Annotated in this window: 21 protein-coding genes and 1 other RNA gene; 17 read left to right on the top strand and 5 right to left on the bottom strand. The window is 56.4% G+C overall.

Annotated elements, in window-relative coordinates; translation table 11 throughout:
- Nucleotides 1–75 precede the first annotated feature (75 nt).
- From ACESLM_RS10545 to ACESLM_RS10495, 11 genes are all read left to right on the top strand, one after another.
- On the top strand, nt 76–414 hold the full coding sequence (locus tag ACESLM_RS10545; RefSeq protein WP_372631533.1) for a hypothetical protein: 339 nt from the start codon (nt 76–78) through the stop codon (nt 412–414).
- Between the two features lie 23 nt (nt 415–437).
- Nucleotides 438–1517, top strand: a complete 1080-nt coding sequence (locus tag ACESLM_RS10540) for a tetraprenyl-beta-curcumene synthase family protein (protein WP_372631532.1) — start codon at nt 438–440, stop codon at nt 1515–1517.
- A 29-nt stretch (nt 1518–1546) separates the two neighbouring features.
- The gene (gene pfkA, locus ACESLM_RS10535) at nt 1547–2515 is read left to right on the top strand and encodes a 6-phosphofructokinase (protein ID WP_372631530.1); all 969 of its coding nucleotides are present in this window, start codon (nt 1547–1549) and stop codon (nt 2513–2515) included.
- A 180-nt stretch (nt 2516–2695) separates the two neighbouring features.
- Nucleotides 2696–3643 (top strand): DNA-binding transcriptional repressor DeoR, encoded by a 948-nt coding sequence (locus tag ACESLM_RS10530; RefSeq protein WP_372631528.1) that lies wholly within the window; start codon nt 2696–2698, stop codon nt 3641–3643.
- A gap of 13 nt (nt 3644–3656) precedes the next feature.
- Entirely contained in the window at nt 3657–4328 is a 672-nt protein-coding gene (deoC, locus tag ACESLM_RS10525) for a deoxyribose-phosphate aldolase (RefSeq protein ID WP_372631526.1), read from the top strand.
- 14 nt (nt 4329–4342) lie between these two features.
- Entirely contained in the window at nt 4343–5653 is a 1311-nt protein-coding gene (locus tag ACESLM_RS10520) for a pyrimidine-nucleoside phosphorylase (protein ID WP_372631524.1), read from the top strand.
- A 57-nt stretch (nt 5654–5710) separates the two neighbouring features.
- Complete coding sequence (locus ACESLM_RS10515; RefSeq protein ID WP_372631522.1) at nt 5711–6532, top strand: purine-nucleoside phosphorylase; 822 nt, start codon at nt 5711–5713, stop codon at nt 6530–6532.
- 73 nt (nt 6533–6605) lie between these two features.
- Nucleotides 6606–7700, top strand: a complete 1095-nt coding sequence (locus ACESLM_RS10510; protein WP_372631520.1) for a BMP family lipoprotein — start codon at nt 6606–6608, stop codon at nt 7698–7700.
- A gap of 26 nt (nt 7701–7726) precedes the next feature.
- Nucleotides 7727–9283 (top strand): ABC transporter ATP-binding protein, encoded by a 1557-nt coding sequence (locus ACESLM_RS10505; protein ID WP_372631518.1) that lies wholly within the window; start codon nt 7727–7729, stop codon nt 9281–9283.
- A complete protein-coding gene (locus ACESLM_RS10500; protein WP_372631517.1) occupies nt 9267–10343 on the top strand; it encodes an ABC transporter permease in 1077 nt (358 codons plus the stop codon). Before ACESLM_RS10505 ends, ACESLM_RS10500 begins: the two co-directional genes overlap by 17 nt.
- A complete protein-coding gene (locus tag ACESLM_RS10495) occupies nt 10344–11303 on the top strand; it encodes an ABC transporter permease (RefSeq protein WP_372631516.1) in 960 nt (319 codons plus the stop codon). It abuts the gene before it with no gap.
- A 144-nt stretch (nt 11304–11447) separates the two neighbouring features.
- Here the strand turns inward: ACESLM_RS10495 and ACESLM_RS10490 are convergent, their stop codons facing one another.
- Both ACESLM_RS10490 and ACESLM_RS10485 read right to left on the bottom strand, forming a co-directional pair.
- Nucleotides 11448–12620, bottom strand: a complete 1173-nt coding sequence (locus ACESLM_RS10490) for a putative glycoside hydrolase (RefSeq protein ID WP_372631515.1) — start codon at nt 12618–12620, stop codon at nt 11448–11450.
- Nucleotides 12621–12826: 206 nt separating this feature from the next.
- A complete protein-coding gene (locus tag ACESLM_RS10485) occupies nt 12827–13654 on the bottom strand; it encodes a YitT family protein (protein ID WP_372631514.1) in 828 nt (275 codons plus the stop codon).
- Between the two features lie 197 nt (nt 13655–13851).
- On the opposite strand from ACESLM_RS10485, the gene cshA reads away from it, so the two are divergent.
- From cshA to ACESLM_RS10465, 4 genes are all read left to right on the top strand, one after another.
- Nucleotides 13852–15492, top strand: coding sequence for a degradosome RNA helicase CshA (gene cshA / locus ACESLM_RS10480; protein WP_372631513.1), 1641 nt, complete (start codon nt 13852–13854; stop codon nt 15490–15492).
- Nucleotides 15493–15535: 43 nt separating this feature from the next.
- Nucleotides 15536–16342 (top strand): YesL family protein, encoded by an 807-nt coding sequence (locus tag ACESLM_RS10475; RefSeq protein WP_372631512.1) that lies wholly within the window; start codon nt 15536–15538, stop codon nt 16340–16342.
- Between the two features lie 37 nt (nt 16343–16379).
- Nucleotides 16380–16562, top strand: a non-coding RNA gene (gene ssrS / locus ACESLM_RS10470) — 6S RNA.
- 36 nt (nt 16563–16598) lie between these two features.
- Nucleotides 16599–17024 carry a DUF1499 domain-containing protein gene (locus tag ACESLM_RS10465; RefSeq protein WP_094045796.1) on the top strand — a complete coding sequence of 142 codons (426 nt, stop codon included), beginning with the start codon at nt 16599–16601 and terminating at the stop codon, nt 17022–17024.
- A gap of 78 nt (nt 17025–17102) precedes the next feature.
- On the opposite strand, the gene tpx is transcribed toward ACESLM_RS10465, so the two are convergent.
- Complete coding sequence (gene tpx / locus ACESLM_RS10460) at nt 17103–17615, bottom strand: thiol peroxidase (RefSeq protein ID WP_372631511.1); 513 nt, start codon at nt 17613–17615, stop codon at nt 17103–17105.
- Between the two features lie 110 nt (nt 17616–17725).
- Here tpx and gltC point away from each other — a divergent pair, with 110 nt between their 5' ends.
- Entirely contained in the window at nt 17726–18628 is a 903-nt protein-coding gene (gene gltC / locus ACESLM_RS10455; RefSeq protein WP_372631510.1) for a glutamate biosynthesis transcriptional regulator GltC, read from the top strand.
- A gap of 71 nt (nt 18629–18699) precedes the next feature.
- Here the strand turns inward: gltC and ACESLM_RS10450 are convergent, their stop codons facing one another.
- Both ACESLM_RS10450 and ACESLM_RS10445 read right to left on the bottom strand, forming a co-directional pair.
- Nucleotides 18700–19383, bottom strand: coding sequence for a zinc metallopeptidase (locus ACESLM_RS10450; protein ID WP_372631509.1), 684 nt, complete (start codon nt 19381–19383; stop codon nt 18700–18702).
- 29 nt (nt 19384–19412) lie between these two features.
- Nucleotides 19413–19868 carry a MerR family transcriptional regulator gene (locus tag ACESLM_RS10445; protein WP_094045804.1) on the bottom strand — a complete coding sequence of 152 codons (456 nt, stop codon included), beginning with the start codon at nt 19866–19868 and terminating at the stop codon, nt 19413–19415.
- A gap of 482 nt (nt 19869–20350) precedes the next feature.
- On the opposite strand from ACESLM_RS10445, the gene ACESLM_RS10440 reads away from it, so the two are divergent.
- A complete protein-coding gene (locus ACESLM_RS10440; protein ID WP_372631508.1) occupies nt 20351–21715 on the top strand; it encodes an ammonium transporter in 1365 nt (454 codons plus the stop codon).
- The last annotated feature ends 9 nt before the right edge of the window (nt 21716–21724 follow it).

Raw genomic sequence — 21724 nt, 5'->3', positions numbered from 1 at the left:
CTGCAAAATGATAAATTAAAGAATAAAGCAAATTTAGAGGCTTTGTCGGGCAAAGACCGGGTGATGAAAATGCGGATGGACGAACGGTGGCTCGAACGGCAGTTCGCTTACAGCGATAGGCATGGCATTGCGCTTCCGTCTCCGGAGATAGACTGGGACGAGCTGGCGCTCGAATGCCAAGCCGCGATATTATCCAGGTGGGAGACGATTCGGGGGATGATTCCGGATCGGATCAGAGATCTGGAGGATGCCATTCGGGAGAAGCAGCAGCTGTTGTTCGAGGAAGACGATTTCGCCCAATCCTGCCTGATCAACGGGGATATCGCCGACTTGGCCAGCAGGATCAACGACCTGAATATTTGGTTTCGCATCCAGCAAGAGCTGGAGCCGCAAGCGAAGCTGCATATCGGTTAGAGCGTTGCGGAGGACCCTACGAAATGACGAAAGAACCGTTATTGGCGGGCCGATCCCCTCGCGGGCCGTTTTCTTTAATGAAGAGGGTATACAAGTACATTTTGCCGGAAGTCCGGGCCGAGCTCGGGCGCTGGCGGGACATGGCCGGGGGCATTCCCGACCCGGAGCTGCGCAAGCAGGCGCTGGACAGCATTGCCGGCAAGCAGTTTCATTGCGAAGGCGGAGGCGTCTATGCCGCCGCGAATCTGGAACGGCGGCACGTGCTTATTCCGCTGATCGTGGCGCTGCAGACGATCAGCGACTATCTCGACAATCTGTGCGACCGCAGCACCTCGCTCGATCCGAACGACTTTCGCTTGCTGCATCAGAGCATGCTCGATGCGGTGACTCCGGAAGCCCCGACGCGCCTTTATTATGCGTTGCGGGAAGAACAGGACGACGGGGGCTACCTGGAGGCGCTCGTGCAGGAGTGCAGGAAGCAGATATCGCAGCTGCCCGCGTACTCCAAGGTGCAGCCGTTCGTGATCGAACTGGTGCAGCTGTACGGAGATCTTCAAGTATATAAGCATATTCATCCGACCAAGCGGGAGGGAGAACTGCTCGCCTGGTGGGACAAGCATTCTGCGAATTACCCGGACCTGCAGTGGAACGAATTCGCGGCGGCGACGGGATCGACGCTCGGCATGTTCATGCTGTTTCTCGCGGCCAGCGATCCGCTGTTGGAGGACCGACAGGCGAAGGAAATCCGCAATCGGTACTTTCCTTCCATCTGCGGACTGCACATTCTACTCGATTATTTGATCGACCAGGCGGAGGATCGGGAAGGCGGGGATTTGAACTTCTGCAGCTACTATGACGACCAGCCGATGCTCAACGAGCGGATGGAACGCATGGTTCAAGCCGCCAGATCGGCCGCCGAAGGGCTGCCGTTCGGACATTTTCACCGGATGATCGTGGAGGGTCTCGTCGCGCTGTACTTGTCCGATCCGAAAGTTCGGGATCAGCAGGACGTGCGGAAGACCGCCAGGCTGCTCATGAAGGGCAGTCCGTGGACAAGAGTGTTTTTCTGGCTGAACAGCCATTGGATAAGAAAAGCCATGTAGAGGCTAGAACTACGGGGAGGAATTAGGAAATGAGCGCAGTAAAAAAGATCGCGGTATTGACGAGCGGCGGAGATTCGCAAGGGATGAACGCGGCGGTTAGAGCCGTCGTCAGGAGCGCGTTGTTCCGCGGCATTGAAGTTTACGGAGTGCAAAGAGGCTACCAGGGCCTGATCAATCAGGATCTGAGACCGATGGATCTGCGCAGCGTGGGCGACATCATTCAACGCGGAGGCACGATTCTCCAGACCGCCCGCTGCAAGGAGTTCATGACGCCGGAAGGCCAGCAGCGCGGGGCTGAAGTGCTTCGCGAGCAGGGCGTCGACGGCCTGGTCGTCATCGGAGGCGACGGCTCGTACCAGGGAGCGAACAAGCTGAGCAAGCTGGGGATCAAGACGATGGGTCTGCCCGGCACGATCGACAACGACATTCCGTTCACCGATTTCACGATCGGCTTCGACACGGCGGTCAGCATCGTCGTGGACGCGATCAACAAGCTGCGCGACACGATGACTTCGCACGAGAGATCGTCCGTCGTGGAAGTGATGGGACGCCACTGCGGCGACATCGCTCTGTACGCGGGTCTCGCGAGCGGGGCGGAAGCGATTCTCGTTCCCGAAGTTCCGTTCGACATTAAGGACATTTCGCTGCGCATGAAGGAGAACTTCCAGAAGGGCAAACGGCACGGCATCGTCGTCGTGGCGGAAGGCGTGGGCTCCGGCGAGGAAGTCGCCAAGAACATTACCGAGTACAGCGGCATCGAGCCTCGCGTGACTGTGCTCGGACATATCCAGCGCGGTGGCGCTCCGACGCATAACGACCGCATTCTGGCGAGCCGTCTGGCCGATTTCGCCGTGCAGCGCCTGATCGAAGGGGATTCCGCCAAAGGGATCGGCATCGTCAACGGAGAATTCGTGGCGACGGATATCGACAAAGTCGTGTCCACGAAGAAGTCGTTTAACTTAGACCTGTACAATCTGGCGCTGCGTTTGGCGCAATAAATCGCAAGATGGGGCCGTAAGCCCGGGCTGCTTCCCGATAGAAGGGAAGCGGCCTTTTTTGTATGTATTTCGCCCTAGCGCGGAATGCTTATATCCATTATAATAGCGGATGAGAGAACAAAATTTCATTTAAAATGAACAAAATTTCAAAATTTAGCTCTGCGAATGGTGTGAACTTTGTTGGATAACGACAAGATCAGGAAAGTCGTGGAAGCCGCCAAACTATACTATCAACTGGACTACAGCCAAAATCAGATCGCCGAGGCTCTAGGGGTGTCCAGGCCGACCGTATCGCGGCTTCTCCAACAGGCGAAGGCGGAAGGCGTCGTCACGATCGAGATCAAGGACCCTACGGAAGATGTCGAAGTTTTGCGATGCATGCTGAAAGAGCGCTTCCAGCTCAAGAACGTCGTCGTCGCCTTCACCCCGACCTACGACGACAGCGTCGTGAAGAGGTACATCGGCCAGGCGGCCGCCGCCTATGTCATGGAGCTGGCCAAGGACGGGGATACGATCGGGGCGTCGTGGGGCTCCACGATGTATCAGGTGGCGCTTCATCTGAAGGCGAAGTCATTGAACAACTCCTTCGTCGTTCAATTAAACGGGGGAGTCAGCGACGCGGATATTCTCATCTCGCCGTCGGAAATCGTCCATCTGTTCGGCAGGGCGTTTAACGTAACCCCTTACTTCATGTATTTGCCGGCGATCGTCGACCATATTCTCGTCAAGCAGGCGATGCTGACCGACCGGCACATCCGCAGGGTAATGGATATGGGGCAGAACGCCAACATCGCCGTATTCACGGCGGGCGCTCCCACGGCGGATTCGGTGCTGATCAATTCGAATTATATGCGCAGCGACGAATTGGAGACGATAAAGACGAGAGCCGTCGGCGACATCTGCTCGCGCTATTACGACGCGGACGGAGAGATCTGCCTGCCGAGTCTGAACGAGCGCACGGTAGGCATCGAATTGGCGGATCTGCGCAAGAAGGAACACGCCATTCTCGTCGCTGGCGGAGCGTCCAAGGTGAACGCCATCTGCGGGGCGCTGCGCGGCCAATACGGCAACACGTTGGTGACGGATCAGATTACAGCCAAAGCATTGCTTAAAAAAACGGACATTTAGGAGAATCGACCCTATGACCCCTGAACAGATTGCAGCAACAATCGACCATACGCTGTTATTGGCGACAAGCACGGAGCGGGACATCGTTCGCATTTGCACGGAGGCGAAGCAGTACGGATTCGCGACGGTATGCGTGAATCCGTATTGGGTTCCGACGGCCGCTCGCGAACTGGCCGGAAGCCCGGTCGGCGTGACGACGGTAATCGGATTCCCGCTCGGCGCCAGCCGAACGGAGATGAAGGCTGCGGAAGCGGAAGACGCGATTCGCGCCGGCGCGACCGAGATCGACATGGTGCTGAACGTCGGCGCGTTGAAATCCGGCCTTAACGATGCCGTGAAATGGGACATCGAGCAGGTCGTGCTGGCGTGCAAAGGCAAAGCCGCCGTGAAGGTCATTATCGAAACCTGCTATTTGACCGACGAGGAGAAACGGGGTGCCTCGCAGCTGAGCAAGGAAGCGGGAGCCGACTTCGTGAAGACTTCGACGGGCTTCGGCACAGGCGGCGCGACGGTAGAGGACATCGCTCTGATCCGCAGCGTCGTCGGCCCCGAGATGGGCATCAAGGCTTCGGGCGGCGTGCGGAATCTCGAAGTGGCCGGCAAGCTGATCGAGGCCGGAGCGACAAGGCTCGGAGCCAGCTCCTCGATTGCGATCGTCACGGGCGGAACCGCCCAAGGTTACTGAGAGGGGGACGCTGGGTGAGAACAGTTGACCTGATTACGAAAAAAAGAGACGGCGGCGAACTGACGGAATCGGAAATCCGTTACTTGATCCAGGGATATACGGACGGTTCGATTCCGGATTATCAGATGTCGGCGCTGGCGATGGCGATCTTCTTCCGCGGCATGACGCCGGAAGAGAGAGCGATTCTGACGATGGCCATGGTCGATTCGGGAGAGACGATCGACCTGTCCGCCATTTCGGGCGTCAAAGTGGACAAGCACAGCACGGGCGGCGTAGGGGACACGACGACGCTGGTGGTGGCGCCGCTCGTCGCCGCCATCGGCGTTCCGGTCGCGAAGATGTCGGGACGAGGACTCGGCCACACGGGCGGAACGATCGACAAGCTGGAGTCGATTCCGGGCTTCCACGTGGAGATCGGTAACGAGGAGTTCATCGAGCTGGTCAACCGCAACGGCGTCGCCGTCATCGGCCAGAGCGACAATCTGACGCCCGCGGACAAGAAGCTGTACGGGCTCAGAGACGTCACCGGCACCGTTAACTCGATTCCGCTCATCGCCAGCTCGATCATGAGCAAGAAGATCGCTTCGGGAGCGGACGCCATCGTGCTCGACGTCAAGACCGGCGACGGCGCGTTCATGAAGGAAATGTCCGAGGCGGAGGAGCTTGCGGCCTGCATGGTGGACATCGGCAGCCGCGTCGGAAGGAAGACGGTCGCCGTGCTGTCCGACATGAGCCAGCCGTTGGGCAACGCGATCGGCAACGCCTTGGAGGTCAAGGAAGCGATCGATACGCTCAGGGGACAAGGGCCGGAAGACTTGACCGAGCTGTGCCTGACGCTCGGCAGCCACATGGCCGTCTTGTCCGGAGCGGCTTCAAGCAAGGAAGAGGCCAGGGCGTTGCTCGAGCAAGCCATCGCAAGCGGCAAGGCGCTCGAGAAGTTCAAAGCGTTTCTGACGGCGCAGGGCGGCGACGCTACAGTCGTCGACGAGCCGGAGCGTCTGCCGGCCGCCAAGCGGTTGATCGAGGTGCCGGCGAAGGAATCCGGCTACGTCGCTTCGATCGCCGCCGAACGAATGGGACTGGCGGCTATGCTGCTCGGAGCGGGCCGCGCGACCAAAGAATCGAACATCGATCTGGCGGTCGGCATCGTCTTGCGCAAGAAAATCGGGGATGCGGTGCAAGCGGGCGAGTCTCTTGCAACCGTCCATGCCAACGAAATCGGCGTAGAGGAAGCGATCGTGCGAATCTACGAGTCGATCTCGATTCGGCCCGAATCGGTGAAGCCACCCTCGCTCGTCGTCGGCGAAGTTCACGCGGATGCGTGACGACGGCCAAGCGATTTGGCAATATTGGGTTATACTTTTAAAGGGGGTGAAACAACAATGGGCCAGTTGCTAAAACGAATGAACGAGGCGACAGCGCATATTCAGTCTTTGATTCCGGGGCGGCCGAGCATCGGCCTGATTCTCGGTTCCGGCCTGGGAGAGCTGGCCGACGACATTCAGGACGCTGTCCGGATTCCTTACGAGTCGATTCCGCATTTTCCGGTATCGACGGTAGAGGGCCATGCGGGGCAGCTCGTAATTGGCCGACTCCATGATCGCACGGTTATGGCCATGCAGGGGCGGTTTCATTATTACGAAGGGTACACGATGCAGGAAGTGACGTTCCCGGTTCGCGTCATGAAGGCGCTCGGGGTCGATCATCTTATCGTTACCAACGCTTGCGGAGGCATGAACCCGGCGTTCGAGCCGGGAGATCTGATGCTGATCCGGGATCATCTGAACATGACCGGAGCGAATCCGCTGATCGGAGAGAACGAGCCTTCGCTGGGGCCTCGTTTTCCGGATATGAGCCGGGCGTACACACCAGATTTGCTCGAGCTCGTCCGCGAGACGGCGCAGTCGCTGGGAATCAGCGTCAAGGAAGGCGTGTACGCCGGGATTACCGGCCCGTCCTACATGACGCCCGCCGAGCTGACGATGCTGCGATTGATGGGCGGCGACGCGGTCGGCATGTCCACCGTGCCGGAGGCGATCGTAGCGAGCCATATGGCGATGAAAGTCATCGGAATTTCCTGCGTGACGGACATGGCGATCGGCGAACATCTGGAGCCGCTCAGCCATGAACAAGTCATCGAGGTCGCGAACCGGACGAAGCCGAAGTTCATTTCGCTCGTCAAAGCGGTCGTTCAACGGTTGTAGAACGGAATTCCGCAATCGCGTTACCGCAGCAACAACACTACTACTCCACCTTACTCTGAAGGAGAGCTAAGACATGACAAAAACGACTAAGCTTCTTACCGGAATCATGCTGGTCGCTTCCTTGACCTTGACGGCATGCGGAGCTAAAAACAACAACAATGGCGGCGCGGCCAGCCCGAGCCCATCCCCGGTCGCATCTCCGGTCGAAACCGAGACCGCTTCTCCAAGCGATAAGGTAGACGGCAAAGGCTTCAAATTCGGGATGGTTACCGACGTAGGCGGCGTTAACGACAAGTCGTTCAACCAAAGCGCGTGGGAAGGCCTGAACAAACTGAAGGACGAGACGGGCGCGGAAGTCAAATATCAGGAGAGCAAAGAAGCGACGAACTATTTGACGAACCTGAACAAATTCGTGCGCGACGGCTACAACCTCACTTGGGGCATCGGATTTTTGCTCGGCGACGCGGTGAAGGACGCGGCGGACAAAAACCCGAACGCTCACCTGGCCATCATCGACAGCGTCGTCGAAGCACCTAACGTCGCGTCGATCACGTTCGCGGAGAACGAAGGCTCGTTCCTGGTCGGCGTAGTGGCGGGCTTGATGACGAAAACGAATAAAATCGGCTTCGTCGGCGGCATCGACATTCCGGTCATCAAACGTTTCGAGCTCGGCTTCGTGGCCGGCGTGGCCGCGGTTAACCCGGACGCGAAAGTGGAGATCAACTATACGGGCGCGTTCGACAAAGCGGATCTGGGCAAAGCGGCTGCGGCTTCGATCTACAACGCTGGCGCGGACATCGTCTTCCACGCGGCTGGCGGCACGGGCAACGGCGTCTTCAACGAGGCGAAAGAGCGCAACAAATCCGCGGCTGCGGACAAGAAAGTCTGGGTTATCGGCGTAGACAAAGACCAATCGCTCGAATTCGGCGACGACGTGACGCTGACGTCCATGCTTAAGCGCGTAGACGAAGCGGTATATCGCGTGTCGAAGGAAATGATCGAGGGCAACTTCCCGGCCGGTCAAATTACGACGCTCGGTCTGAAGGACAACGCGGTGGGCTTGCCTGAAACTTCGACGAAAAACGTTCCTCAAGACGTTCTCGACAAAGTCGAAGAGTACAAGCAAAAAATCATCAGCGGCGAAATCACGGTACCGACGGCCCAGTAATTCATTAACCGATAAAGGGTGCGACTATGGAACAGGCGAAAACAGTCGTAGAAATGCGCAACATTACGAAACGTTTCCCCGGCATCGTCGCCAACGACAACGTCAACTTCAAGCTGAGAAAGGGCGAGATTCACGCCCTTCTCGGCGAGAACGGCGCCGGCAAATCGACGCTTATGAACGTTCTGTTCGGCCTCTATCAGCCGGAAGAAGGGGAAATCTTCGTCAATGGGCAACAGGTCGTCATAGACGGGCCCAACAAAGCGATTAAACTCGGCATCGGCATGGTGCATCAGCATTTCAAGCTGGTGCACCCTTTTACCGTCACGGAAAACATCATTCTTGGAAGCGAGCCCAGGAAGTGGATGGGGCTGGCCGTGGACAAGAAGCAGGCCTACGAGAAAGTAGACCGGCTGTCCAAGCAATACGGATTAAACGTGGACCCTTATGCGAAGATCGACGAAATCTCGGTCGGCATGCAGCAGCGGGTCGAAATTTTGAAGACGCTGTACCGCGGAGCGGACATTCTGATTTTCGACGAGCCTACGGCGGTGCTGACTCCGCAGGAGATCGGCGAGCTGCTCGTCATCATGCGCAATCTGGTCGGTCAAGGCAAGTCGATCGTGCTGATTACTCACAAACTGAAGGAAATTATGGCAATTGCCGACAGCGTGACGATCGTGCGCCGCGGCAAAGTCATTGACAGCTTGCCGGTTGCAGGCACCAATCCGAACCAGCTGGCCGAGAAGATGGTCGGCCGGGAAGTGTCGCTTAAGCTCGACAAGAAGGATGCCGCGCTCGGCGAGCCGATATTGGAAGTGGACAGCCTCGTCGTCAAAGGGCGCCAAGGTTTGAACGCGCTTAACGAAACGTCGTTCGTGCTGAAGCGAGGAGAAATTCTGGGCATCGCCGGCGTCGAAGGCAACGGCCAGAGCGAGCTGATCGAGGCGCTGACGGGGCTTCGCCCGGTCGCCGGCGGGTCGATCAAAATGGCTGGCGCGGAAATTGCCGGGGAGAAGACGAGGAAGATTTCGGAGGCGGGCATCTCGCTTATTCCGGAAGACCGGCATAAGCACGGACTCGTGCTCGATTTTCCCGTACGGGACAACATGGTGCTCGAAACGTACTACCAGCCGCAGTTCAACAAGAGGGGATTTCTCGATTACGAAGCGATCGGCAAGCATGCGGAGCGGCTCGTCAAAGACTTCGACGTGCGGACTCCGTCCATTATGACGGACGCGCGGGCGTTGTCCGGAGGCAATCAGCAGAAGGCGATCATCGCCCGGGAAGTCGACAAAAACCCCGAAGTGCTGATCGCCGCCCAACCGACCCGCGGATTGGACGTCGGCGCGATCGAGTTCATTCACAAGCGGCTCGTGGAGCAGCGCAACATGGGCAAGGCCGTGTTGCTCGTCTCGTACGAACTGGACGAGATCATGCAGCTGTCGGACCGGATCGCGGTCATTTACGAAGGACGCATCGTCGGGGAAGTCAAGCCTTCCGAGACGAACGACCAGGAGCTCGGCCTGATGATGACCGATTACAAGCAGAAGCAAGGAGGAGCGGGCAGTGAACAAGCTGATTAAAGCCTTTACGAAAGATTCCGCGATCGTTCCTCTTGTCGCCATCCTGCTCGGCTTGATCGTCGGGGCGATCATTATGCTGATCGGAGGCTACGATCCGATTCTCGCTTACCGCTCCTTGCTGGATACCGTATTCGGCAACCGGTACGACTTCGGCGAGACGCTGACGGCGATTACTCCGCTCCTGTTCACCGGTCTTGCGGTCGCGTTCGCTTTCCGTACCGGACTGTTCAATATCGGCGCCGAAGGGCAGTACATCATGGGCATGACCGGGGCGACGGTCATCGGCGTCGCCATGAACCTTCCCTGGTACATCCACGCTCCGCTCGCGATTGTCGTAGGGGCGCTCGTAGGCGGCGTCTGGGGGATGATTGCCGGTTACTTGAAGGCGGCCAGAGGCGTGAACGAAGTCATCACGACGATCATGCTCAACTGGATCGCACTGCATCTGGCGAACTATATCGTCAGGCGTTTCCTGCTCGAACCGGGCAAGGGGAGATCGTACATGGTGGACGATTCGGCATCCGTCGCGATCGGCTGGCTGTCGCGGTTCATGGACGACGCGCGGATGCACTGGGGAATGGTCGTCGCGCTTCTGGGAGTTATTTTCTTCTACTATTTCCTATGGCGCACGAAGCAGGGCTTCGAGCTCAGAGTGGTCGGCTCGAACCCGGACGCGGCCAACTATGCGGGCATCAGCGTAAACAAAGGCGTCGTCAAGGCGATGTTCATTTCGGGAGCGCTCGCGGGTCTGGCCGGCGTATTCCAGGTGCTCGGCGTATTCCACAACCAGGTCATCTCCGCCGGCCATACCGGACACGGTTTCGACGGCATCGCCGTCGCTCTGCTGGGCGGCAACAATCCGCTCGGCGTATTGCTTGGCGCGATCCTGTTCGGAGTTCTGTCGTACGGCGCCGCCGGCGTGAGCTTCGGAGCGGACGTTCCTCCGGAAATTATCCGCATCGTGATCGGATCGGTCATTTTCTTCGTTGCGGCTCCGGGCATCATTCGCTGGCTGCTGAAGCGCGTATCCGGCAAGAAACGCAAAGAGGAGGCGATCTAGATGGATGCGGCAACGATTGGGCATATGCTGAACACCGCGTTCGTATTCTCGACCGCATTGATCCTGGCCGCGCTTGGCGGCATCCTCTCGGAGCGTTCCGGCATCGTGAACATCGGGCTGGAAGGGCTGATGACCGCGGGAGCATTCGCGGCCGCCGTTGCGGCGTACAAGGCGCAGGAGGCCGGTTACGGAGGGGCGTCTCCCTGGATCGGCGTCATCGCCGGGGCGATCTTCGGCGTGCTGTTCGCGCTGATTCACGCCGTGGCGACGATTACGTTCAGGGCCGATCAGGTCGTCAGCGGAATCGTCATCAACTTCATCGCGGGCGGATCGACCTTGTATCTCGTGAAGCTGCTGTTCGAGGGCGCAGGCGAAACGTCTCTTGTCAACGAAGTGTTTCATAAGGTCAAAATTCCGCTGCTGTCGGACATTCCGATTATCGGCGACGGTATTTTCAACGCGTACCCGACGACGTATCTGGCGCTTATTCTCGTAGGCGCGATTTATTACATGCTGTATAAGACAGCCTTCGGCTTGCGGCTTCGTTCCGTCGGCGAGCATCCGAGCGCCGCGGACACGGTAGGCATCAAGGTGCTGCGCATGCGTTACGCGGCCGTGCTGATGAGCGGCGTGCTCGCCGGCATCGGCGGCGCGACGATCGCGATGACGACGACGGGGTCGTTCTCGCACAACACGATTTCCGGACAAGGATTCATTGCGCTGGCCGCGGTCATCTTCGGCAAGTGGAACCCGCTCGGGGCGATGGGGGCGGCGCTGTTCTTCGGATTCGCGCAGTCGATCAACAACGTGCTGCAACTGTTCGACTTCTCGTCGCATGTTCCGTCGGAGTTCATCTACATGCTGCCGTACCTGCTCACCATTCTGGTGCTTGTCGGCGCGGTAGGCCGCTCGAGAGCTCCTGGAGCATTGGGCGAACCGTATTATCAAGGCAAGCGATAGCTAGCCCGTACGAACAGGGGGCGTCCCTCAAGTCATCTTGACAGATGACCCGGGACGGCCTCTGTTTTTTTCCATTACGGCCAGGCAATATGAAAAAAGCAATGCAAGCCGATTGGCCTGCATTGCCCGATAAGTGCGGTAAGCTTAATATTTGACGCCTTCGGTGTAGCGGTTGCCGGCGTTCCAGAGCAAGTATTCGTCTACTCCGCTGTCCTTCAGCGCTCTGATCTGTGCTTCTACTTCCGCGACGCCGTATTGGGCGTAGTGGCCCTTGCCGAGCCATTTGGCGGTGAAGTCCTGAATCCAGGGCCGGATGATCGGCTTCTCGTCTCCGAGCGCCTCCAACTTCTTGTGCGTGTCGTCCATCGCGCCTTTGATCGTCTCGTACGGCGCCCTGTCGGGATCTTTTTGTTTGAACCAGCCGGTGCTGTAATGGCTCGGGTAAATCATCGGGCTGATCACGTGAACCGCGCTGGAAATCTTCACGAAGTCCTGTCCGATGCCTTCCGCCGCGGGAACGGAGGCGGCGTAGCCGAAAATGTCGACGGACACCCGCACGCCGAGCGGCTCGAGCTCTTTCTTGGCGTATTCGACGAATCCCGTTACAATGTCGACCCGGCTCTGTTCGTCCTTCGTGAATTTCAGGCTGTCGGCGCGCTTCTCGAAGCCTTCCGGGAAGCGGACGTAGTCGAACTGGATTTCCTTGAAGCCCAGCTTGGCCGCTTCCTTGGCGACTTCGACGTTGTATTCCCACACTTCCTGGCGATAAGGATTGACGAATTTGTCCTTGTTGCCGTTCTGCCATACCGAGCCGTCCTTCTGGACGAAGGAGTATTCGGGATGCGCCTTGGCAAGCACGCTGTCCTTGAACACAACGACTCGCGCGATCGGATAGATGTCATGCTCCTTCAGCGTCTCCATCAGCTTGCCGACGTCTTTGATATACGGCTGGGGATTGCCCAACTGCAGCTTCGGATTGGTCGTCTTGTAGGTGATGTTGCCGAGATCGTCCTTGATGTCGATGACCATCGAATTGAGCTCCGTGCGATCCAACAGATCCAGCAAGGTCGCCATTCGTTCGCCTCCGGCGCTGTAAGCCGTTACATAAACGCCCTTGATCACCGGGGCGTCGGGCTGCGGATCTCCCTCGGTAACGGCGGGAGAATCTTCATCGTCGAAGTCTCCGGGCGCGGAAGGCTGATGCAAGGCGGTCTTGACCGCGTGCCAAAGTCCGTTGGACGGCGCGCCGGTCGAAGCGGAAGCTCCTCCGCCGAACGCGCTGTTAATCAGCAGGAAAAACGTCAAAAAAATGCTCATTCTATTCTCTCCCCATAAGCTCTGTAACAAGATTATAAACGAGTTAGGGGGGAGTAGACACAGGTATTTTGTAGTATTTTGCTGAAAAACCCAGAATTTTCGCCAATGAATGCGTGTTCAAAAAGTCCGGTTTTCAGCACCGACGTCGATTCCGCTTCCTGAAATGCTTCGTGATCAAAACCGGACTTTTTGAACTACCTCAATAATTACCTTCTGCGGAAATCCCCGATTACATCCACCGTCTGGACGACGTTAACGAACGCTCTGGCGTCGACGTCCTTGATCATTTTGCGCAGCTCGGCCAGCTCAAAGCGGGTCGTGACCGTCATCAGCATGTCCCGTTCTTCGCTCGTGAACGCGCCCCGCGTTTTGATGATCGTGACGCCTCGCGGCATCTTGAGCAATCTCGAGGCGAGCTCTTGCGTGCGATTGGTGACGATGAAGGCGGTCACTTTATGATGGGGCGTATGTACGGCGTCAATAACTTTTCCCGTTAAGTAGATCGACAGCATAGAATAGAGGGCGGCGTTCCAATCGTCCTTCAGAAAACCGAGTGCGGCTACGACGAACGTGTTGAGCGCGACAATCAGAATGCCTATGGGGAGATTGCGGTAGCGCGAAATAATGGAAGCGACGATGTCAAACCCTCCGGATGAGCCGCCGTAGCGAAGCGATACGGTCGTGCCCAAGCCGACGAGCACGCCCCCGAACACGGAAGCGAGAAGCCGGTCGTCCGTCAGTTTGATCATGGGAATTACTTGCAGGAAAAACGAGGTGGCGGCGACCATGACGATGCTGAGCGCGATGAAACGTTTTCCGAGCACGCGATAACCCCAGAACAAAATCGGCACGTTCAGGGCAAAATACAGCCAGCCGATGTTCCAGCCGGTCAAGTAGCCGACGACCATCGCGACGCCGGACACTCCGCTGCTGAGCAGCTTCTCCGGAATCAGCAGCATCTGAAAGCCGAAGCCGACGGCGGCGGCGCTTAAAATCATCAAAAATACGGGGCCGATTGCGGCAAACCTTTTCATGAAAAGCACTCCTCTCGCGCATGGGAACAGTGGCGGCGGCGTACGCTTTAGGTTCCCCCGGGAAGAGAGGCTCATTCAATTGAATGGTGCTCTTTTCCTGAGACTGGAGTTTACAGGCGAGTTTGTGCTATAATGAACTGATCATTTTTTTGGAAGCCGTAAGTTGAAGGCCCAACACAGAAGGAGATTGAAAAAGTTTGAGCACATTTGCAGAGTTTGGTTTGGAGCCGGATGTACTTCAAGCCATATCGGAGATGGGATTTGAAGAGGCGACCCCAATCCAAGCGAAAGCTATTCCCGTTGCCATCGCAGGCAAAGACATGATCGGGCAAGCCCAGACGGGCACAGGCAAGACCGCTGCATTCGGCATCCCGCTGATCAGCAAGATCGCCGCATCTGAAGACCGCATCGTAGCTTTGATTATGGCGCCGACTCGCGAGCTCGCGATTCAGGTATCGGAAGAAATCGAGAAGCTTGGACGTTTCAAGGGACTGCGTTCCTTGGCTATATACGGCGGTCAAGACATCTCACGTCAGATCCGGTCTCTAAGACGGAAGCCGCAGATCATTATCGGAACCCCGGGTCGCTTGCTCGACCACATCAACCGCAAGACGATTCGCCTCGACGACGTTCAGACGGTCGTGCTGGACGAAGCGGACGAAATGCTGGACATGGGCTTTATGGACGACATTCAGTCCATCCTGAAGCTCGTTCCCGAAGAGCGTCAGACGCTGCTTTTCTCGGCGACGATGCCGGCGAACATCCAGAAACTGGCGCAGCAGTTCCTGCGCGAACCCGAGCATGTGAAAGTCGAATCGAAGCTGCTTAGCGCACCTTCGATCCAGCAGTACTACGTGGAAATCCAAGAGCGCATGAAATTCGACGGCCTGTGCCGTTTGCTCGACATGGAGCCGCCTGAACTGGCCATCATCTTCGGTCGTACGAAACGCCGCGTAGCCGAGCTTTCCGAAGCTCTGATGAAGCGCGGATACGCTTGCGACGGACTGCACGGGGATCTGTCCCAGAACCAGCGTGACGCCGTCATGCGCAAGTTCCGCGACGGCAGCATCGACATTCTGGTGGCGACGGACGTGGCGGCTCGCGGGCTGGACGTATCCGGCGTAACCCACGTTATCAATTTCGACCTCCCGCAAGACCCGGAAAGCTACGTGCACCGGATCGGTCGTACGGGTCGCGCAGGCAAAGAAGGAACCTCTTGGTCCTTCGTCACGCACCGCGAGACCGATCACCTTCATTTCATCGAGAAGGTTACCCGTCACCGCATTTCCAAGAAGATGCTTCCGACTCTGTCCGAAGCGATGGAAGGCAAGCAAAAGGTTCTGGCCGAGCGCATCATGGAAACCGTTCGTTCCGGAGAGGAAGTCAATCCTTACAAATGGGTAGCGATGCAGTTGCTCGAGCAGTACGATTCGGTCGAATTGCTCGCCGCGGCGATGAAGCTGCTTAACGGCGATAAGAAAGACGTCAATATTGAGTTGACTCCGGAAGATCCGGTTCGCTCGAAGAAGCGCAAGTTCGAAGGCGGACGCAGCGGCGGCTATGGTAGCGGCGGCGGAGGCGGCGGACGTCGTTACGGCTCCGGCAGCGGAGGCGGGCAAGGCGGAGCTTGGCGCCAAGGCGGCGGCCAAGGCCGCGGCGGCGATCGCGGTCCGGGCGGATATAACGGCGGCGGACGCAAGCCTTACGGCGGCAGCGGCAGCCGCTATAACAGCAATCGGGACGATAGCGGCTATCGCGACAATCGCGGGGGCCGTACCGAGCGCAGAGACGATTATCGCGGCAGCCGTTCGCAGAGCGAAGATTTCGTGAAGATCTAATCGCAGCAGCAAACTGACCAACAGTCATCAGGGAGGAATCCCCATGGAAATGCGGGGCATGATGGGCGGCTTCTACAAAATATCCGAGTGGATTATGAGGCTGTCGGTTACTAACGTGTTATGGCTTCTCACTTCTTTTCCTTTTTGGTTTCTGTTCATTACGCCGTTCATCAGTCCGCAAGGGGAGGGAGACGCCGCGAGCGGCTCCCTCGTCTCGGCTGTTATTTTGATGGCGATCGTGGCTCCTTTCACTTTATTTCCGGCGACCTCGGCGATGTTCTCGGTCGCCCGGAAATGGGTGCTCGGGGACGTCGACGTTCCTCTCTTCAAGACGTTCTTCCGCAATTATAAGCAGAATTACGTTCAGGCCATGATCGGCGGCATCTTTTACGCGCTGTTGTTCGCGATCCTGATTATCGACTTCCAAGTCTATTTGAAGCAGATCAGCGGATTTCAGATTCTTGCCTATCTTTTTATTGCATTAATGTTGTTGTTGCTCATTTCCATGTTGCACTTTTTCTCGTTGTTGTCCCATTTTCATATGAAAACGGTTCAACTGTTCAAGAATGCGCTTATACTGACGATCGGGCGTCCATTCCGCTCGCTGGCTATGGCGATCGGGGCAGTGGTCGTCATCGCCATCAGCTTGAGATTCACCTTTTTGCTGCCTTTCTTCTTCGGGAGCATTATCGCGGTGTACACTTTCTTCAATTTCAACATCGTCATTCAGAAGATGATGCTGATGAAGGAGCAGGCCGAGGCCGACTCGGACGAGGAGACCGACGATGCAAACGGTGATGAAAGCCAAGAAGACAAGAGCGTAAACCTAGAGAAGAAATCCCAGGACTAAACATTTTACTTTTGCGCTTTGCCTGCTTATAATGGGGATATTCCTGCCCTGTGCGTTACGACGCTTTATTGTTTTGAACCAATGTTTGTTTCCAGGGAGCTCTACATCGCCAGGCGGCTGACAGGCCCTCGAAAAGGGAAGTCAAAACCCGGGCTGCGGGCACCCACCTGCCAAAGCAGGTTCAGAAACATGCACGTCGGACGGCAAGGGCGGGTTTTTCTGTCTATAGGTCTTTAATCCCCGGGTAAGGCGTGGTATGATAGAATGTAGCGCCAAGGGTACTCGGAGGGAGAGAGAGCGTTTGAAGCGGATTCTGATCGGATTGATTCGCAGTCATGAACATACGAGCGACAAGGCGAAAGACCCCAAGCTTAAATCTCACTATTATCGCCTTTCGAAAGATCGCGCTTGGGATGAGATTAGCTCCATTCTGAAGAAGATGAAGGGCTACAAAGTTCTTCACGAAGTCCAGACGGTCGGGGAAATCGTCATGGAGAAGAAGTCGATGTCCGGACGCACGATGGATATTACGATCCAGCTCGTCGGTACAAGCCCGGGCAATACGGCGGTCGACATCTATTCAGCTTCCCGCGGTTCTCTCGGCGATCTCGGAGCGAACTATCGCAACATACAGGAAATATATAGCGTACTGGATCGCAAGCTGGCGACTTACAAAGCTTAGACGGGCGCTTCGGACGACATAATAAAGCGAGGAAGGCGTCTGGCCTGTCCTCGCTTTTGTCATGTACGGGTTTGTGAATTAGAGAAGCTTCTTGACGGCTTCGATCGCCGCTTCGTAGTTCGGGTGCTCGGTCATTTCGTTCAACACCTCGACGTAAGTAATGCGGTCGTTCGCATCGAGAACGAAGATGGCGCGCATGTCCAGATGGAATTCTTTGATGAATACGCCGTAAGCTTTGCCGAAGCTGTTGTCCTTATAATCGGACAAGAGGAAGACGCGATCTACCCCGGCCGCCGCGCACCAGCGCGCTTGAGCGAACGGCAGATCCGCGCTCACGGTCAGGATGGCGACGTTCTCGCCCAACTTGGAGGCTTCTTCGTTGAAGCGGCGCGTCTGCGCGTCGCATACGCCGGTGTCGATAGAAGGCACGACGCTGATGAGCTTGACTTTGCCTGCGAAATCTTTCAGAGACGAAGCTTCGAGCAGGTTTTTGTTCAACGAGAAGTCGGGAGCGGAATCTCCGGCTTTCAGTTCGGGACCGACAAGCGTAATCGGATTGCCTTTGAAAGAAACGGAACGTTCTTGGGACATTGGACGAAATCCTCCTTCATTGATAAGGTTTGCCGTAATCATTATAATCGTTATGGAATGCCATTGTCCAATCATTGGAAGCATTGATGTTGCGGAGAAGGGGTGGTCGCGTGGAACTGAGGCAATTGGAATATTTCGTGCAGGTCGCTCGCCTGCAGCATGTGACGAAAGCGGCCGAGGAGCTTCACGTGGCGCAGTCGGCGGTCAGCAGGCAGATTCACCGTCTGGAGGAGGAGCTGGGCATACGGTTGTTCATGCAGCGCGGACGCAACGTGCAGCTTACTCCGGTCGGCCAGCTGTTCCTTCGCAGAGCCGAAGCGATTCTCGGCGATCTCGACCGTGCCGTCATGGAAATCCATGAATTTCTCGATCCCGAAGTGGGGGAAATTCGACTCGGTTTTCCGCACAGCTTGGGCATTCACCTCGTGCCGCAAGTCGTGGCCGCCTTCCGCAAAATTCATCCGAACGTCAAGTTTCGTTTTCGGCAAGGCATGTATCCTTCTTTGATTCGGGACGTAGTGGACGCTGAGGTCGATCTTGCCTTTATTTCTCCGTTTCCGGAAAACAACGAGCAGGTGACGGGGGAAGTCGTGCTGACGGAAAGCTTGTTTGCCATTCTTCCGACCAGCCATCCTCTGGCGAATAAAGAGTCTATTAATTTGAGCGAGTTAAAGGACGAGACGTTCGTGCTGTTCGGCAACGGCTACTCGCTGCGTCCGATCGTCTGGGATGCGTGCAAGGAGGCTGGCTTCACGCCTAAGATCGGCTTCGAGGGCGAGGAGTCCGGAACGATAAGAGGGCTGGTTGCGGCCGGCATGGGCGTAAGCTTGCTGCCGGAGATGGCGATGTACGAGACGAGCTCGATGATGCCTGCCGTAGTGAAAATCAGCGAGCCTCAGGTGATGCGGACGATCGGCCTGATCCATAGATCTTCGGAGAAGCTTCCTCTCGTCGTGCAGATCTTTCACTCGTTCTTGATCGATTTCTTCAACAACGAATACAGGTCCCTTTGATCTAGAAAAGGGCAGCCCGGATCCGCGAAAGATCCGTTGGCTGCCCTTTGTCGTATGTGAAAATAGGTTTCTTACTCCCGGTTGCTGCTCGTGAAGATCAAGATATATTTGACAAGCTGCAGCAACGAGATCAATGCGGCGGCGACATACGTCAGCGCGGCGGCGTTGAGCACTTTGGCGACTCCGCGCTCTTCGTCCCGGTGGATGAACCCTTCCGCGACCATCAGATCTCGGGCTCTTGAGCTTGCGTTGAACTCGACTGGCAAGGTGACGAGCTGGAAGGCGACCGCTGCCGAGAAGAAGATGATCCCGAACCCGATGAGGTTCAGTGAGCTAAACAGGAAGCCGGCGATGAGCAGGAACGGCGCTATGCCGGATGCAAAGCGAACGACCGGGAACATCCGGTGGCGGATCATGAGCATCGGATAGGACTGCTGATGCTGGATCGCGTGTCCGACTTCGTGGCACGCGACGGAAATCGCGGCGATCGAGCGTTCATAGTATACGGGCTCGGATAGCCGCACGACGCGAGCGATCGGGTCGTAGTGGTCGGACAGCGTTCCCGGCACCGGTTCGACGGGAACGTCGTGCAAGCCGTTGCGATCCAGCATGCGCCTGGCGGCTTCGTAGCCGGTCAATCCGCTTGCGGCTCTAACCTGGGCCCAACGGGTAAAAGTTCCTTTGACCCTGAACTGGGCCCACAGCGACAACAGAAAAGCGATAATGATCAGAAAATCCATCGGGTGAAAGAACATGATGTTCGACCTCCATTAGGGTAACTTGTTCACATGAAGTTACTTTTCCCCAAAAGAAGAAGAAGAGCCTCAACACAGGCTGCGGTTTGCGGAGTAAGCGCCCGGTAAAGCTTCTTGGCCTGTCTCGGCTTTAATTGCTCGAGTACGGGCTCCAGCTCTTTAACTTCCCGCTCGAGCTGGGCGAGATGGACCTGAAGGTCCGCAAGCTTGCGGTTCACGGCTTCGTCCGCCGCAACTCGGTTGTGCGGAGCGAATTGTTCCCGAATCTCTTCCAGGGAGAACTTCTGCGCCTTTAATTGTTCAATACGGCGCAGCCGGCTTAAAGTTTCGTCGTCGTATAAGCGGTAATTCCCGGAAGACCGTTTGGCCGGCAGCAGCAAGCCTAAGCCGGTGTAATAGTCGATCGTCCGCGGGCTGATTCCGGCCAAAGAGGAAAGCTCTCCGATCCGGTAAAGGCGTTGTGCGGGTGGCTGATCTTTACGCATCGTTATCCCCTTCCTTTGTAAGGTAGTTCAACAATTCCGCTTTTGTCCATCATACAGAATCCTTAACCATACAGTCAAACGTGATGCTTGACCTGTTCACTCCTTATTCGCAATGTTATGGCAGTCTTGTGAATATAACTTCATCTTATGTTGCCTGAGCCGTGGGGAGTCTGTAGGCAGCGGATAAATCAACCGATCCACCTCTGCGGCATATTAACTAACGCAAAAGTTGTATTATGTTATAAGTAGTTAGAAAGAAGTGAGTCTAAATGACTTCCTCACCCTTATAAAATCCCTTATTTTGTAAAAATAAACCTAAAAACCTAACATTGAAAGTCCAAAAGGACATGAATGTTAGATTTTTGGCGATTATAATCAACTTTTTTATGAAAATCGTATTGTCAAATCGGGAAGATCAACCTATAATGACACTATGCCTTTCTTGATATGTTAAGAAACATCACACGTAGGGAGTGGTCGTTGTGTTGAAGAAAAGTTTGGTGTCGTTAGGTGCGCTTCTGATGCTGTTTCCGACAGTCGCGTTTGCGGAAGATCCGTCGCCATCGCAATTGAACATGGGACTCGATGCATTGTGGGTCATGCTTTCGGCCATTCTGGTTCTGCTCATGCAAGGCGGTTTTATTCTTCTGGAAGCGGGCTCGACTCGCATGAAGAACGCCGGCCACGTTGCGGGCAAGACGATTTTCACGGTAGGTCTCGCGTCCTTGGTGTACTGGGCCGTAGGTTATGGTATCGCGTTCGGCGGAGACGCTTCGGAGACGCTGAACAAGTTCATCGGAATCGGCAACTTCTTCTTTAGCCCGGCTAACGGGGTAACGGACGGCAGCTTGCCGGAATCGATCTTCTTCGTCTTCCAGCTCGCGTTCGCGGCCGTATCGCTGTCGATCGCATGGGGCGGATTCGCGGAGAGAGCGAAATTGTCCTCTTATCTGATCTTCACCTTGTTCTTCGTTTCGGTGATCTACCCGGTAGTCGCTCACTGGATCTGGGGCGGCGGCTGGCTAGCGGAAGACGGAGCGCAAGACTTCGCGGGCTCGACCGTCGTTCACTTGACGGGTGCTATCGGTGCTCTCGCGGCTACCATCTTGCTGAAACCTCGTATCGGCAGATTTAACAAAGACGGTTCCGCGAACGAAATTCTCGGTCACAACCAGGTGTTTACAGCCCTGTCCGTTCTTATCTTGTGGGTAGGCTGGTTCGGATTCAACGCAGGCAGCACGGTAGCGATCGGCGACGGCTTCTTCGGCTTCGTAGCGTTTAACACGCAGCTCGGCGCAGCTGCGGGCGCTGTAGCGGCGCTGCTGATCTCCTGGCTCGTAAACGGCAAAGCCGACATTACGGCTATGCTGAACGGCGCATTGGCCGGTCTGGTCGCGATCACGGCGTCCTGCGCATTCGTAGATCCTTGGGCTGCGGTCGTCATCGGTCTCGTGGCCGGCGTACTCGTCTTCTTCAGCGCCAAATTCTTCGAGAAAATGAAAATCGACGATCCGATCTACGCGTTGTCCGTGCACGGCGCGGCAGGGATTTGGGGAACTTTGGCGAATGGATTGTTTGCAACGGAAGAATTGGCTGCCAAAGTCGGCGTAGGCCAAGCGGGCCTGTTCGCAGGCGGCGGCTGGAAGCAATTGTGGGTTCAATTCGAGTCGGTAGTCGTGGCTGGCGGATTCGCGTTCGTGGCATGCTTCATCGTTCTGTGGGTTGTGAAGCAAGTGATCGGCTTCCGCGTCACGGAAGAGCAAGAAATCATCGGTCTGGACTTGAGCGAACACGGCAACTACGGTTATCCGGAGCAATTGAAAAAAGCCGGTACTACGTCCGTATAACTTTGACAG

The sequence above is a fragment of the Cohnella sp. genome, assembly GCF_041641335.1.
Classification (GTDB): Bacteria; Bacillota; Bacilli; order Paenibacillales; family Paenibacillaceae; genus Cohnella.
This window is presented reverse-complemented; position numbering and strand designations above follow the sequence as displayed.